We start from the raw sequence: 15223 nt of genomic DNA, 5'->3' as shown, positions 1-15223 counted from the left end.
AAACACCGTGGCACACAAAGTTACCTTGATTCCAGGCGATGGAGTTGGCCCGGAACAAACTGCTGCTGCAAAACGCGTAATCGAATCGCTTGGCGTTCCCATTGAATGGGAAATTCACGATGCCGGGATGGATGTAATGGAAAAATACGGCACGCCACTTCCTGAACACGTGCTGGAGAGCATTCGCCGAAACAAAGTTGCTTTAAAAGGTCCTATTACCACTCCAATTGGCAAAGGATTTCGGTCGGTAAACGTGGCTCTGCGAAAGGAGCTCAATCTTTATGCGTGCCTTAGGCCATGCAAGTACTATCCTGGAATTCGCTCTAAGTACACAGATGTTGATTTGGTAGTCGTTAGAGAGAACACCGAAGACTTATATGCGGGTGTAGAGTATGATTTGGGCACCCCAGAAGCAAAGCAGATTATTAAAATGGCCGAAGGGAAAATCCGCGAGGATGCAGCAATCTCAATAAAACCGATTTCTGTCACAGGCACCAGGCAGATTGTCAAGTTTGCCTTTGATTATGCTCTGGCAAACAACCGAAAAATAATTACTTCGGTATGCAAAGCAAATATAATGAAGTTTACGGATGGCCTCTTCTACAAAGTAGCCAGGCAAGTTGCCCTCGCCTATGGAGCACAATTCGAGGACCCGCAACTTGCAGATGGCTTGGAACCCGATCCTATTCTTGTAAATAGTGTAAAAGGCAAGGGAGCAAACCTTATATACCAAGAGCGACTTGTTGATAATATGTGCATGCAATTAGTCCAAAAGCCCGAAATATACGATATACTTGTGCTTCCTAATCTGTATGGAGATATAATTTCCGACCTATGCGCCGGACTAGTTGGCGGTCTTGGAGTAGCACCTGGGGCTAACATAGGCGAAGATGTAGCAATATTCGAACCAACTCATGGCAGCGCTCCAAAATACAAGGGACAAAATAAAGTAAATCCCACCGCGCTCATTCTCTCGGGCATGCTTATGCTAAGACATCTTGGCGAAAAAGAAGCTGCGGACAGGCTCGAAAAAGCAGTTGCCGCTGTTATTGCAGAGGGAAAATATGTTACCTATGATATGAAGCCGCATCGCGATGATCCAACTGCGGTCGGGACGTCCGAAATGGCGGATGCAATAATCCGAAAAATCCAAGGCGTCGAGTAATGGAATTCAAGACTTCATTGGCTATCTTAGCCAATTTTCAACCTTTCATATAAGTCTCCGCCGTAGATGTCATTAATAACAATTAGGGGAAAATCTTCGACTTCGAGGCGGAAAATGGCTTCAGGGCCGAGGTCTTCATAAGCAACAACCTCGGCCTTCTTTATTCGCTGGGCAAGCAGTGCACCTGCTCCGCCAGTTGCCCCAAAGTAGACGGCGCCATATTTCTTCATGGCATCCTTTACAGCCTGGCTCCGAACTCCTTTTCCAATCATCCCCTTGAGGCCACAAGCAATGAGCGCCGGTGTGTATGCATCCATGCGCCCACTCGTTGTTGGACCCGCCGAGCCAATTACACGTCCTGGTTTTGCAGGAGTTGGCCCAACGTAATAGATTACTTGCCCGCAAATATCAATTGGCAAAGGTTTTCCTTGCTGGAGAAGTTCGAAAAGTCTCTTGTGTGCGGCATCCCTGCCAGTATAGACAACGCCGGTTAGAAGTACCCTTGTACCCGAGCGCAGGTTGGCAATTTCATCATCGTTTAATGGCGTATAAATTTTAATAGGCTCTTCCATTGAATCCTTAAATTACAATTTCCTTGTGGCGCGCCGCGTGACATTGAATATTTATGGCGACTGGCAAGCTAGCAATATGGCAAGGGTATGTTTCCACATTAACAGCCAATGCAGTAGTCCTCCCGCCAAATCCGCCGGGACCGATACCAGTTTCGTTTACGAGGCTCAGCAGCTCTTTCTCCAGGCTTGCGTCTGAAGGATTCGCATTATGTTCCCCTACCCTTCTAAACAGCGCCTTTTTCGCGAGAACGGCAGCTTTATCCATCGTCCCTCCTATGCCGACGCCAATTATAAGCGGCGGGCATGGATTTGGACCAGCGGCCTTCACAGTCTCCACAACAAATCGCTTAACGCCCTCGATGCCGTCAGAAGGCTTCATCATTCGAACTGCGCTCATATTTTCGCTGCCTCCGCCTTTTGGCGCAAGCATAATTCTAAGACGGTCACCAGCAACAATATCGGTGTAAATCACAGCGGGCGTATTGTCGCCTGTATTTTTTCGTTCTAGCGGATGAGCAACAATGGATTTGCGTAGATAGCCTTCAGTATATCCCTTAGCCACACCTGCATTTACCGCATCGGATAAGAGACCTCCTACTATATGCACATCTTGGCCAAGCTCGATAAGAACAACTGCATAACCAGTATCCTGACAAATAGGCACGCTATCTCGTCGGGCAATATCGGCGTTCTCAATCAGTTGGGCAAGAACATCCCGAGCAATGGGAGAATCCTCAACCTCCATAGCATCTCTCAATGCCTGATAGACGTCATCACCAAGCTCATAGTTTGATCTGATGCATAGTTCAGCAACAGCTTCTGCTATCTTTGAAATGTGTATTTCCCGCATGTGTGAGTTTCAAAATTTGATTTGATTTGATTTGCATCGGACGCGACACAAAATCTTCAGCCGCTGAATTTAAAAACTACAATGCGTATTTGAGGACAACAATCTGTCGTTCCGCAGGAAGTGTATCTTTTGTTATCTCAAACTCCGATGAATCGAAACGTCTAACGTTTTGCTTGCCCCTAAGAAATTCATCCACCCCTACGATTGGGAATTCAACCTTTGGCGTTTTGAAATGCATTGGAATAACAACCTTTGGATTTAGCTGGTCCACAACAGCAGACGCTTCCTCAGGGCCAATCGTATAATAGCCACCTACAGGAATAAGGAGGATGTCAACAGCTCCAATTTCATTAACTTGGTCGGCAGAAAGCACATGACCCAAATCTCCAAGATGGCATACGCGGATACCATCAACTTCGACAACGAATATAATATTATTTCCCCTTACGGTACCTCGCTCTTTGTCATGATACGACTTGATGCCCTTTATAGAGATTCCCCTGATTTGCTTTTCACCGACGTCAGAGACTACTTCAAAATGGTTTGGTAGGCCCTCGACATAGCCATGATCGGCATGAGAATGAGATACAGTGACGATGTCAGGAGCGATTTTGATTCGCTCATACTTGAGCCCGCCGCCGAATGCATTAGATTCATAGGGGTCCATTATAATTTTCGTCCCATCCGACGCAACAAGCAGAAAACACGAATGCCCTAACCACTGGATTTTCATTTTCTTTGCACCTCCTGGTAGACAGGGTTTCTAGAATTCCAAACCCACTAGGAAAGTTGCTTCAGCGTTTCCTTAAGAACATCCGCGGACCGGCTTAAGGCTGCTGCCTCAGACTTTGTTAGACTAATCTCTATTTGCTTTTCCGCTCCGCCTCGGCCAATGATAGTGGGAACACTGAAGCACACATTGTTAATACCCATAAATCCCTGCATCAGCGACGAGACAGGCAATACTGCTTTCTTATCTAGAATTATTGCGTCAATAACAGTTTTGACAGCTAAACCAACTGCATAACCTGCCCCACCTTTTAATCGTATTACTTCAGCACCGCTTTTCTTCGTATACTCAAAAATGGCTTTTACAGCTTTTGTGTTATAGGTGGGAAAACTTCTCAAAGGAACACCGTTAATTGTAGCCGAACTCCATATGGGTACCATGCTGTCGCCATGTTCGCCAAGAATCAAAGCATTCACATTAGTTGGATCCACGCCAAAATGCTCGGCGAGAAGCGAGCGGAAGCGTATTGTATCTAATACCGTTCCCAAGCCGATAACCTGATTTGCAGGCAGTTGGAGCGTGTTTACAGCTAAGTATGTCAGGATATCCACGGGGTTTGAAACGACAAGCACGATTGTATTTGGCAGCAGGTCGACCTTTTGTATTTCTCCTAAGATATTTTTAAACAAAACCACGTTTCGATTAATTAGTTCCAACCGACTTTCCTCGGGTTTTCGTCGGAGGCCCGCGGTAATAATTATTATCTCTGAGCCGCCTACAACCTCATATCCACCCGAATAAATTTTTTGCGAGCCTGCAACAGATGCACCGTGGCGCAAATCGAGCGCTTCTCCTTTTGCAACATCCTCTGCCACATCAACAATCGCTATTTCTTTTACCAAACCACCGATTTGCAAAGCATAGGCTGTGTTTGATCCAACTCGGCCAGCACCACCAATAATGCTTACTTTCATGATACTACCTCCCAAACTTGCGGTATTATAGCCATTAAAAACCCTGGTTGTCAAACGATTAAGACACTTGACCATTGTTTAGAACTCTGATAGTATTGTCCAGTTTCTGGAGATTTGGCGATGGGTGAACCCAAATATAATATTACAATTAAGGACCTTCCCGTAGATGAGAGGCCTAGGGAACGCCTAGTAAAGTACGGGCCGGAAGTCTTGTCGAATGCCGAACTTCTAGCAATTATCCTCAGAGTTGGAACAGCCGACTACTCCGCCATTGGACTTGCAGAGCATATGCTGAGCCGATTCGGAAGCCTCAAAGGAATTGCTACAGCAAGCATTGAGGAACTAAGCAAAATCAAAGGGCTTGGAACAGCCAAAGCGGCTCAGATTCAAGCGATGGTGGAATTAGGAAAGCGCCTGGCAACCGCTTCGGGCGAGACACGCATAGCAATTCGGTCTCCACAAGATGCTGCAGAGGTTCTTATGCCAGAACTTCGAGATTATCCCCAAGAATGTTTCAAAGCCATATTCCTTAATACAAAAGGGGAGGTTCTGAGGATACGCACTATTACTATCGGAAGCCTGAATGCCAGCATCATCACACCAGTCGAATTATTCAAGAAGGCAATTTCCTATAACAGCAAGTCTATAATCGTTGCTCACAATCACCCATCAGGCGACCCAACTCCTAGCCAGGAAGATATAAACGTAACTAAAAGACTCGTGCAAGCTGGCGATTTCGTAGGCATCGAAGTTCTTGACCATCTCATTATTGGTGATGGAAGATGGGTTAGTCTCAAAGAACGCGGGTTGATGTAGGGGGAGCCTATCGTTGGCTGGGTTTGACTGAAACATGAAGTGGTTTTGTGCCATTGCCGAGATTAAATGCGATAGCTTGACGTCCCAAACCATCAGCAGTAAAAACCATAGACAGCTCTCCGTTTTCCCTAACACTATAAATTGTCATTGGTTTCAATTCGAACAAAACTTCAACTTTTCCCACGCCAATTAATTCACATTCCAATCCACCTTCAGAAGTGGGCTTGCAGACTATAGATACGCCTGGCGCTCGAACTGCTGCTACTTTGCGAAGCACTTTAACCCCATATGGCTCGATAGTAAAATCCCTAATCTCTGCTTCACCATTTGGGCTGAATGCTGTTGTAGTACCTTGGTATATATTGCCCGATGTATCATTTAATTTAAGGACAACTTCGGTTTTTCTGCCAAATCGCTCTTTTAGCAAAATTGCTGACCTGTCATCCGAGACATATACACCCAGGTTGTCTGGCGCGCTGAGCGTTGGCTTCACATCAACAAGGCTCATCATTCCCTGATAGAGCAATAGCAGGGCATTGTTTGGTGTCTGTTCCTTTTCCGCACCCCATACCGGGTCATATGCGATGCCCAATGGAAAACCGCACGTGTATATTGAATTGCCATTTACCACATTGCGGACGACGACAGCTTTTTCGTTTTCGCCCAAAGTTACTATTGGTTCGGCGCTCACTTTATTCGCGTCAAAATAGCCAATTTCAGCGTCTTGCGGTAACAAGATTTCAAGTTCATCTCCTCGAGCCGCCGAGCCAAAAAATCTTGCATACCTAAGGCACAACTTTCCCGACGCTGAAACCCTCGAACTATACCCATGCGTTCCTGTCAGGGCACCAAAGGCAGGATGAACCTCCTCCGGCTTTATTGGATTAAAATAGCAATCTAGATCGCCAAACCATCCCAGACAAAGACCACGCCGTCCGGCATAGCGGGGGTCAGTTAACCAATCAAACAGCATTTGCCATGTTCGACTGGGAAGCAATTGGTATTGGCATGGAACAAAAATAAATCGATATTTACTGAGATTGACCTTCCCTTCTTCAAATGAACCAGGGGTTATGTCTGAATCGGGCAAGATATCAAAGGGGATATGCAACTGATGGAGGATGCTAGCAAGGTAACGCGCGTTGCCGTAGTCGTAACCTGCACTCATCCCATAGGCTGCATGCTTATTGCGAAGTATGAGCACTTCGGCATTTCGATTGAAACTAAATGGAACATTTTTTATCTCAGCTAGAAAATTCTGAATTGCATCGAGTGTTTTTGAATCATAATCCGTTGGTTTCTCAGTAGACCTACCGGCAATGTGGTTCCAATGGTAGCTTTGGAAGAATGCGCCGCCTCCTCCAACGATATCCGTCAACCACCACGGATAGTATTTTGCGGTACCATCGCGAGTTCTACCACCCTCGCCTTCGCCGCATGCAAAACCTCTCGGAAATCCTTTTTCAATACAGATGTAGGGTCCATATGACGCAACATTCTGGACATATTCCCTGCAAGTCGCCCATTGAGGGACTTCGGGGGGATCTAGACTTGAGTCATGTTGTCCAACCCCAATCACGTCGAACCGAAGCCGTGCCCTGTCAAAGCAGTGTAGAAAATGCCAAGCTGGATTAAAGTCGTAGGGATTCGAGTAATAGAGAATATGATTTGGGTCTGCCTTGCGCAGTGCATCAGCAAGCTGATTTAAGCGCGCAATCAGTATCTCTTCCTTCATCTGCATGAAGTCTATCCAAATTGGGTCTTGTAGGAGGTTCCTTTGATAAGTCGGCATATCTTGAATAAAAGTATTCGGCGAATCTGGTGAGCGGTAGTAATCCAACAAAGGCAATCTTACATCGTCAAAAGATTTCCAGGAATCGAATTTTCCGGATACCAAGGGATATATTGGATAAAGTACTTTTTTGCCGCCAACCGTCTGTTCTTCTAATTTTGGATTATCATAATCATAGCCCCAACGCCAAACTCGCTGAAGGTTCGAGATAGTGCCATAGGTCCTTCTTAGGTATCTTTTGAAGCGCTCAAGCATCATTGGTTCGCTTAAGCAATGGTCGAAAACCAAATCTTCCTCACCAATCATCACTGCAACAATAACAGTTCGACGGCTAAAATAATTCAGTATCTTGGAATAAGCTTCAACTGAAGCATCCCAAAGCTCATCATAAAGGAGTATCTTTCCTCGATATTCGGGCGGTATAACTTCTGGTGCCAAACCCCAGTAAAATGAGGGCTCAATGTTTACATAGAGTCCATGGGCTTGTGCTCTGTCAAGAAAGTAATCATAAATTTGGAAAACATACTTGAAGTAAGGCAGACCTCGTCCCTTTGGCTGCTTATTGACTTTTCGCCATGTACCATCGGGGTTCAGCAACTCCGACCAGCTCCAAAATCTCGGCTGAACATTGATGCCTGCTTGCTTCATTCGAGCGAAATCTTTCTCCAAAAGATCGAAGTCTAAATCTGGGATATTTAATATCCAGCCACCACCAGGTTTAGGCTGGCTATAGACGGTAAAGAATGGCCTTATTACCTTTCCCTCATACTCAAGGAGGCCAGTTTGAGGATTCAGCTTTATAAAAGATCGATATTGAGAAGCATACTCCGGTCGAAGATACTTACCTTTAAACTGTGAGAACCCTGGGGAGGCATTTGTATCGGCCATGGTCTTCATGGTTTTCTGGCGTTCGGCGAGCTTTGCTTTAAGTTCCTGCCAAGAAATACCTTCTTCGCTCCATGCAAGAGCACACGTGAGACAAAATAATACAACCGAGGCAACCAACACCAAGAATCGTGAGAATAACCTCAATGTCATAATCCTCCTTGGCAAGATGCCGACTAGCAATCTTAGAGGCGGTCAAATACTAAGCATACGTTAGTCGTGAAAAAGATGTTGTCCTGCATTTTAGATGCAAATGGCTAGACATTCGTTTAATTCAACAAACACTGTTAACTAGAAAGGATGTTTTATCTGCATGGCAAACAGGACAATAGTGCAAGTTTAGGTCAAATAGCTGTACATATTTAGAAAGTCGGTTGCTCAATGCTTTGAGATACTTTAATTCTATTTCCTTTTCTCATTATCCGTCGGCCATCTTAGGTATGCGCATCCTAAGTACTGCCAACACCGAAATCGCAACAACAAATGCGCCGCCAAAAAAGGTAGCTTGATAACCCAATTTTGACCAAAGCGTGCCACCAATTAAAGGCACTGCCACCGCTGCGGCATGATTTACTGAAACACCCATTGTCAGACTTGGCATCACGTCAGCAGGTTCTGCGATTTTATGAAGGTAGGTATTCAAGCCAATGCTACCCAAATAAAATAAATTGTCAAGGCAATAAAGGACATAAAGAACCGCGGGAATCTTTATCGTTGCATAACCAACAAACACGGGAATCAAGCTAGTGTAACAGAACATTAACACCCACCGCTCCCCGATTTTGTCAATCAAACGGCCAACACTAGGCGCTAGGAGAAGGTTAACTATATTGTTGATTATCATAAGTGTTGCAACTACGCTGACTGGTGTGCCGTAGTTTCGCACTAAGGCAAATATTGCAAATGTGATGAAGACTTGCTTCCGGCAGCCCTCGAGAAAAACAAGAAGGTAATACAAGGAATATCGTTGCTTAAAAACAAATCTCGGCTTTTCCGCATGGCCGATGTCCCTGCGAATGAACGAAACCGCTAAAGCTCCAGCCGCAACAACTATGCCAGCAATAATAAAAATGTTCTGATACCCTATTCGCCCGCCAAGCTGCTGAACCAACGTCATTCCTAGAATTGTACCAAATGCCCCAACTGCGCCCATCTGACCAAGGCGCTTACCTTTGCTATGCTCATCAGCCAGACTTAGAGCCATTGACGGTTGAAGCGGCATCCATGCATGCAACCCAATGCTCCATATCAGCGAATAAAAAAGGAGTGAATTAACGTTGTCGACTGTATAGTATGCCCCGAGTCCAACCGCCAATAATAAAAGCGCGATTCCAGCAAGAATAGGTTCGGCCACTCGCATTGTTAGAGCTGCGACGGCAAACATTAGGAAACCAGGCATTTCTCGAAGTGCTTCGAGTCTGCCTAGTTGAATTGGGGTCAAACCGAGCGACTCAACGGCAAAGTTGTTGAAGGTGGAAAAATATGCTCCAAAACCAAAAGATACACAAAATACCGTAAATGCAAGCAGGCGGAGATCGCATATGCCCCGCTTGGCAAATAATTTAAGTTGAGCGAGATTGCTCTCACCAGTTTCACATTCCATCTATCTAACGAACTCCAGAACTTCTTCCAAAGGCTTTCTAGGGCGCATCGCTGGCAATTCGTCCGCAATACCAACCGGGACAAGCGCGATTACCTCCCATGGCGGCTTTATGCCTAATATTTCCTTGATTTCCGCCCCTGCCACGCATGGCGCCGACATCCAACACGTCCCATAGCCCATTGCATAAGCAGCCAAACATAGGTTTTGAATTGCGGCTCCAATACTTTGGATGTCCGGTCTTTGTCGAAGCTCGTCAATCTCCAACAGGCTAGCCCCTCGCTTTTCCATAATTTCATCTATTGTTGACCGGTATCTCTCGCCAAGAACAACGATTGTGACGGGGGCTTCTTCAAAAAAAGCACTCCATTTCTTTGCTGCCTCAAGCTGGTCCTTATAAGAACTCCCTTCTGGTAAGGATGCAAACTCATCTAACTTTTTCCGAACTGCATCAGCCATTCGTTTAAGGATTTGCTTATTCAAAACAGCAACAAACTTCCACATTTGCTTATTGCCTGCACTCGGTGCAAGCGTGGCTGCCTCAAACATCCGTCGTATGTCTTCTTCGGGCACTGAATCAGGCTTAAACTTGCGTATGCTTCTACGACCTCGAATGGCATCAAACAAATCCATGACGCACATCTCCTCCTCAGAAATTATAAGGTATACTATCTCATCAAGCTCTTGCTTTGCAATGAATCTCCCAGAAATCTACCATGGTGAGTCTCTAATTTTGAGCTCAGTTAATACAGGTCTTTAAGAACTGTAAGTCTTAGCGAGAAGCAGTTAGAGCCTTGGCAATCTGAGCACCTACGCGGGCATTAGACTCCAATAGTTTTATGTTCGCATCAACTGATGCTCCATTGGTAAGCTCAGCAATTCTAGCAAGAAGCCATGGTGTAACCTCCTTGCCACGGATATCCGACTCGCAGGCGGCGGCAAGTGCCTGATTTACTACTTGCTCTGCATCGAATTCAGCCTCCTCTGGAGGAGGCACACCAACGATGATTCCATTTGGAAATCCTAAGCGCCTCTGAGTCAAAAATATGTCAACTACTTCTTCAGGTGTGTGCACCTTTTCAACAGGCAATCCGGACCTCTTTGTATAAAATGCAGGAAACTCACTCGTTTGATACCCGACTACAGGGATTTGGTGGGTTTCAAGCCATTCGAGAGTAGCCGGTAAATCAAGGATTACTTTTGCTCCAGCGCAGACAACAATAATACTTGTTTTGGTGAGCTCCCACAAATCCGAAGAGACATCAAAAGTATGGCTGGCATTCCTATGGACGCCACCAATGCCGCCGGTAACAAACACATCAATACCAGCCTGGGCAGCAATATAAGCAGTAGCACTCACCGTCGTCGCGCCGGTCCACCCGAAAGCAATGGCTAGCGGCAAGTCACGTGTGCCAAGCTTCCTAATGGCTTGCTTTCCTGCAATTTGCTCAATCTCATCAGCACTAAGACCCACCCGAAGTTTGCCGTTCAGGACAGCAATCGTAGCAGGAATGGCTCCAGCAGCACGAATCACCGACTCCACAGCCAACGCTGCCTCTACGTTTGATGGATATGGAAGACCATGCGCAATCACGGTTGATTCCAGCGCTACCACGGGCTTATTGTTTCTTAAGCCTATGCTTACTTCTTCGGATATATCCAAGTATTTCAGCATCCTATCACACCACAAACATTATATCGAATGTTTACCCAAACTGCTATTGTTAGGAATTAGAAAGTTCTTGCATAATCCTCCCCACCATTCATCAACCAAAAGTCATGAATCACATAACGTGTGGGAGTTGACCATCGGCAAAAGGGTAAGCGCAACTCAAGATAACTTGTTCCTATCTTATCAATGTTAGCCAGTCGCCAGACGTTTGCAGAATGCCTAGTGGGCGTGTGCCACCACGTAAACACTCTCCACTGAGGTTTGCACTGCCTTAACACCTATCATCTTGGGGTAACAAGGGGATTGCCGCCGCTTGATTCTGAGAATGCCGAAGGATTCCGCTACCAGCTATAACAAAAAGAGGTAACCTTTTGCACTCAAAGTTAAGGGCAATGGAATGCGGAATATTAGCGTCTTTTAGTAAGTATACTTGTGTATACCTAGTAAATTTACCTGTTTTTCCAAAACACTACACCTGGTAACAATACTGGCATGAATTTTGCAAGCTTTATTACTAGGAAATGCCTCATCTCCACTGCAAATGGTGGGGATATAATCTGAAGCTCGTTACTCGAAAATACAAGGAGTTTCAGGGAGCAAGCTTAGGGGTAAAACTTAAGCGCTATCCCGCAATTTTGGAAGGAGCGGGTACAATGATAAAATGCTTCTGGTGTGGTGCGAAAAATAGCAAAGAGCGCGAGACGTGCCATCTTTGCAACAGGAGCCTTCAATGGTCTCCATTCCTTACCGCAATGCTCAGCCCCTCGATAGGTAGCCTTTTAGGAGTTAAGCTAGAAGCTCGTCCTATCGCGGCAATGAGCTTTGGTCAACATTAATAAATCCCATCCCACGGAAGGGGTCGGGTTAACTAGCGCCAACAGTTGCGCGAAACATATGATGCAATAATTTTCTGGCTTTTGTGCTGGCGGCCGCAGTATTAGAAAAAATACGAAAAGCGGCCGTTTTTGCTTTCCCAACTTTGAAGGAAAAAAGGCAACAAACATTTAACCTCCAAATGGAGGTAATTATGAATCAGCAAGCAACCAACAAAAGTGTGATTGAATCCCTAAAAGGCGGACTGATAGTTTCGTGCCAAGCAGGCATTGGAACGCCTCTTCATGGGCCAAAATTCATGGCCGGAATGGCAAAAGCTGCCGAAATGGGTGGCGCCGTTGGCATTCGGGCTGATGGTCCGGTAGACATTAGAGCAATTAAAGAGGCAGTTCGGCTCCCAGTAATTGGCATATACAAAATTCACTACCCCGACGCCGAACCTTACATTACTCCTACCTATGAAGCCGCAGAGCAAATTGCAGCTGCTGGCGCCGATATAATCGCCCTAGATGCGACAAATAGACCACATCCAGGAGATACATCGGCAGACGAACTAATCAGCCGCGTTAAGCAACTTAACCTTCCTATAATGGCAGACATTTCTACAGCTGAAGAAGGAATTGCGGCAGCAGAGGCAGGTGCGGATTTAATTTCAACAACTCTCAGCGGCTATACGCCCTACAGTAGACAGACCCCAGATCCTGATTTTCAACTTATAGAAGAGCTAGTCAAGGTAGTAAATGTTCCTGTTATCGCAGAGGGCAAAATATGGACTCCTGAGCAAGCTCGGAGGGCGCTTGATGCGGGTGCATACGCCGTTGTAGTCGGCACTGCAATTACGCGCCCGTGGATTATAACGGAACGGTTTGTAAAAGCACTTAGGGAGGCAAAACCTTAAACGACCAACATATTCTGGGTTTGCCATCTCTGTGCTGTGCGAAAAGCGATAATTCAAAGATAAGGTAAGTCAGTGCAAAGAGGGATTTAGATTTGCAACTAACTATTACAGCTACCTCTTCAATCTCCACCAATACTCAATATTTCCGCCTGCGCCGAGGTATGGCGAGCGAACCTCGGCTAGTAGAACAAGTTCACTAGGGATTTTCGAGCGAGCTAGTTCCAAAACCGCAGATAGGTGCTTTTCTGGCAAAACACCTTTCACAAGCCAGGATTTCGGCGCTTCATATTGCGGCTTGACGAGCGATAGAATTTCACCGCCGGGTTTAATCATTCGGCAAATTGCCCTTAACGCTTGTTCTTGTTTTGTCCAACCAAGGTCGCTAACAACTAGGCTTAATGTGTCATTTGGCGTCCAAAATAGCGCATTTGTTCTTTCGCAAACTATTACCCGCTCATCGGTTCGGAGTTTCCATGCTAAAATTCCATACGAAGTATCAACAGCATATACTTTAGCGGCACCAGCCTGAAGCAGACAATCGGTAAAACCGCCAACATTGCACCCAAGGTCTGCACAAATCAATCCGCTTACATCTATACCGAAATAATCAAGAGCAAACTTTAGTTTGAGACCGCCCTTTCCTACGTACGGACATTCATGCCCATGGTCAAATTTTGCCTGCTCCACCTACTCCTCCACGAGCGCAATGTCATCGAACCATACCTTGCCGCTGTTCTTTTCGCTAATCAGGTTTACCCGCACGAAAGCCGAACCTTTGGGAGCAACAGCAGTTACGCCAATTTTTTTCCAACCGTTTGTACCGGTAACTGATTCTGAACGGTCTTCTCGGATGTAATGCCACATATCACCAGAATACCAAAAGAGAGCAATTTGATTATTCCCTGTTGCATTTTCAGTTCGAATCCAAGCCGTGGCACGATATCGTCTGCCGGGGCGGACTGGAATTGGAGTAGCATCCCATGCGGCACGTTCGCCAGATTGCGAAATTGAGACACATACGGTACCCCAACGGCCTTCGGTGCTGACCTCAATTTTTCCCTCTTTTGCGGTTCCATCAAAACGGCCGGGGTTCCACCATCCTGGCTTGCCATCATGGATGACGTTTAAGGTGCCATTGTTAACAAGATTCTGACGTTTCGATTCGATATAAGGGCTTGTTGAACTTATCGGACCTATCCGTGATAAGCCACTACCACTCACTATAATTGGAGTTGTGCCAACAGTAAGCCGCCCTCTGTTTATTTCAACCTGCCTACCAAGGATATCCTCAGCTTTTAGCTCGCCATGTCGTGGAAGTTGAACATCTCGCGAAATATATTCCGTGGCCCACAGGATAAGGATACGCTCTCCCGATGGCTTCCTAAAAACATAGCACGCTACGCCCGCAGGCATCTTTAAATAGCCCTCAAACTGAGCGGCCCTCCCTGGCGATCCCAAATAGCGTGTCATGCGCTTGTAAGCTTCATATGACGGCTTGGGTTCAAATGGATCAAAGTTACGCACAATCCCCCATTTTTCACCCCAATCGTCCAGGCAAAACCAGAAGTATTTTTCAATTCCATTTGCTAACGAAATAATGTAAGATTGCACGAGATACGACGCCTGCGGTTCGTCCATGCTACTATCTGGCGTTGTCCACCCCATCTCAGTAATCCAAATGGGTTTGGCATCACCAGTAGCAACTAACTGTTCGCGAAGAATCCGCAAAATTCGGTCAAATTGCTGGGCAATCGGCCCACCTGACATTGAGTATGGATGGATTGAAATAGCATCGCAGTAATCCCATCCACCGTTTTCATAAATGCCTAAAATAAAGTCATTCCCAGGGCCACTTGTACAAGCTGCGAGAACAGTGCATTCGGGGTCTGCGCGCTTTGCCGCTTGATATGCTTCCTTAAGCAATAAAGTGTACGCTCTGACATCGGGCTTTGCCCAAAAGGTTGGAATGTTTGGTTCGTTCCATATTTCCCATACTTTAAAAGTGTCCTTGTATCGCTTGACAGTCTCGTAAACGTAATTTGCGAATCTTTTCCGCTCGGCATCATCGATAGGCGGGGTATTCCTCGACCATGCAGATGAATAGCAAAGAATTACAATGCCATTTAAGCCATGCTCGCGATAGAATTTGGCAACCTTGTCATAGTAGCTCCAATCAAACTTCCCCTGCTCTGGTTCGACTGAAGCCCACCAGATCTCCAAACGGTCCCAGTAAATTCCTGCCTCCTTCATTACTCTTGCTTTGACAGCCGCATTTGACCATAAATTGGGATCATGGCGGGCATGCGCAAATTTTAAGCCATTAATACCAAATGGCGAGGCATCATACGCTAAAGTTATTGTGGAAAGTGACAAAATCAATAAAACGCATAGGGCAAATGCATAGATAATCATGGTATCTTTTATTTCCCTCACAA

Annotated in this window: 13 protein-coding genes; 3 read left to right on the top strand and 10 right to left on the bottom strand. The window is 45.9% G+C overall.

The window, feature by feature from the left end; translation table 11 throughout:
- Positions 1-7 precede the first annotated feature (7 nt).
- Positions 8-1165, top strand: a complete 1158-nt coding sequence (locus QHH26_08385; GenBank protein ID MDH7481972.1) for an isocitrate/isopropylmalate dehydrogenase family protein — start codon at positions 8-10, stop codon at positions 1163-1165.
- Positions 1166-1191: 26 nt separating this feature from the next.
- On the opposite strand, the gene QHH26_08380 is transcribed toward QHH26_08385, so the two are convergent.
- The 4 genes from QHH26_08380 to QHH26_08365 form a co-directional block, all read right to left on the bottom strand.
- On the bottom strand, positions 1192-1737 hold the full coding sequence (locus QHH26_08380) for a Fe-S-containing hydro-lyase (protein ID MDH7481971.1): 546 nt from the start codon (positions 1735-1737) through the stop codon (positions 1192-1194).
- 7 nt (positions 1738-1744) lie between these two features.
- Complete coding sequence (locus QHH26_08375) at positions 1745-2587, bottom strand: fumarate hydratase (protein ID MDH7481970.1); 843 nt, start codon at positions 2585-2587, stop codon at positions 1745-1747.
- Between the two features lie 76 nt (positions 2588-2663).
- Positions 2664-3320: an MBL fold metallo-hydrolase gene (locus tag QHH26_08370; GenBank protein MDH7481969.1), complete on the bottom strand. Its 657-nt coding sequence runs from the start codon at positions 3318-3320 to the stop codon at positions 2664-2666.
- A gap of 47 nt (positions 3321-3367) precedes the next feature.
- Positions 3368-4291: an L-lactate dehydrogenase gene (locus tag QHH26_08365; protein ID MDH7481968.1), complete on the bottom strand. Its 924-nt coding sequence runs from the start codon at positions 4289-4291 to the stop codon at positions 3368-3370.
- 120 nt (positions 4292-4411) lie between these two features.
- Here QHH26_08365 and radC point away from each other — a divergent pair, with 120 nt between their 5' ends.
- Complete coding sequence (radC, locus tag QHH26_08360) at positions 4412-5107, top strand: DNA repair protein RadC (GenBank protein ID MDH7481967.1); 696 nt, start codon at positions 4412-4414, stop codon at positions 5105-5107.
- Between the two features lie 7 nt (positions 5108-5114).
- Here the strand turns inward: radC and QHH26_08355 are convergent, their stop codons facing one another.
- The 4 genes from QHH26_08355 to QHH26_08340 all read right to left on the bottom strand — a co-directional run bounded on the left by QHH26_08355 (position 5115) and on the right by QHH26_08340 (position 11059).
- A complete protein-coding gene (locus tag QHH26_08355) occupies positions 5115-7931 on the bottom strand; it encodes a hypothetical protein (GenBank protein ID MDH7481966.1) in 2817 nt (938 codons plus the stop codon).
- A 271-nt stretch (positions 7932-8202) separates the two neighbouring features.
- Entirely contained in the window at positions 8203-9387 is a 1185-nt protein-coding gene (locus QHH26_08350; GenBank protein ID MDH7481965.1) for an MFS transporter, read from the bottom strand.
- Positions 9388-10017 carry a nitroreductase family protein gene (locus QHH26_08345; protein MDH7481964.1) on the bottom strand — a complete coding sequence of 210 codons (630 nt, stop codon included), beginning with the start codon at positions 10015-10017 and terminating at the stop codon, positions 9388-9390.
- Between the two features lie 139 nt (positions 10018-10156).
- The gene (locus QHH26_08340; protein MDH7481963.1) at positions 10157-11059 is read right to left on the bottom strand and encodes a pseudouridine-5'-phosphate glycosidase; all 903 of its coding nucleotides are present in this window, start codon (positions 11057-11059) and stop codon (positions 10157-10159) included.
- A 1024-nt stretch (positions 11060-12083) separates the two neighbouring features.
- Here QHH26_08340 and QHH26_08335 point away from each other — a divergent pair.
- Positions 12084-12788, top strand: coding sequence for an N-acetylmannosamine-6-phosphate 2-epimerase (locus tag QHH26_08335; GenBank protein MDH7481962.1), 705 nt, complete (start codon positions 12084-12086; stop codon positions 12786-12788).
- Between the two features lie 111 nt (positions 12789-12899).
- On the opposite strand, the gene QHH26_08330 is transcribed toward QHH26_08335, so the two are convergent.
- Together QHH26_08330 and QHH26_08325 are read right to left on the bottom strand one after the other, a co-directional pair.
- Positions 12900-13475, bottom strand: a complete 576-nt coding sequence (locus QHH26_08330) for an SAM-dependent methyltransferase (protein ID MDH7481961.1) — start codon at positions 13473-13475, stop codon at positions 12900-12902.
- On the bottom strand, positions 13476-15221 hold the full coding sequence (locus QHH26_08325) for a glycosyl hydrolase (protein ID MDH7481960.1): 1746 nt from the start codon (positions 15219-15221) through the stop codon (positions 13476-13478).
- Positions 15222-15223 lie beyond the last annotated feature (2 nt).

This window comes from Armatimonadota bacterium (assembly GCA_029907255.1).
Classification (GTDB): Bacteria; Armatimonadota; UBA5829; order DTJY01; family DTJY01; genus JAIMAU01.
Note: the sequence above shows the minus strand (reverse complement) of the source record. Positions and strands in the feature narration are given on the sequence as shown.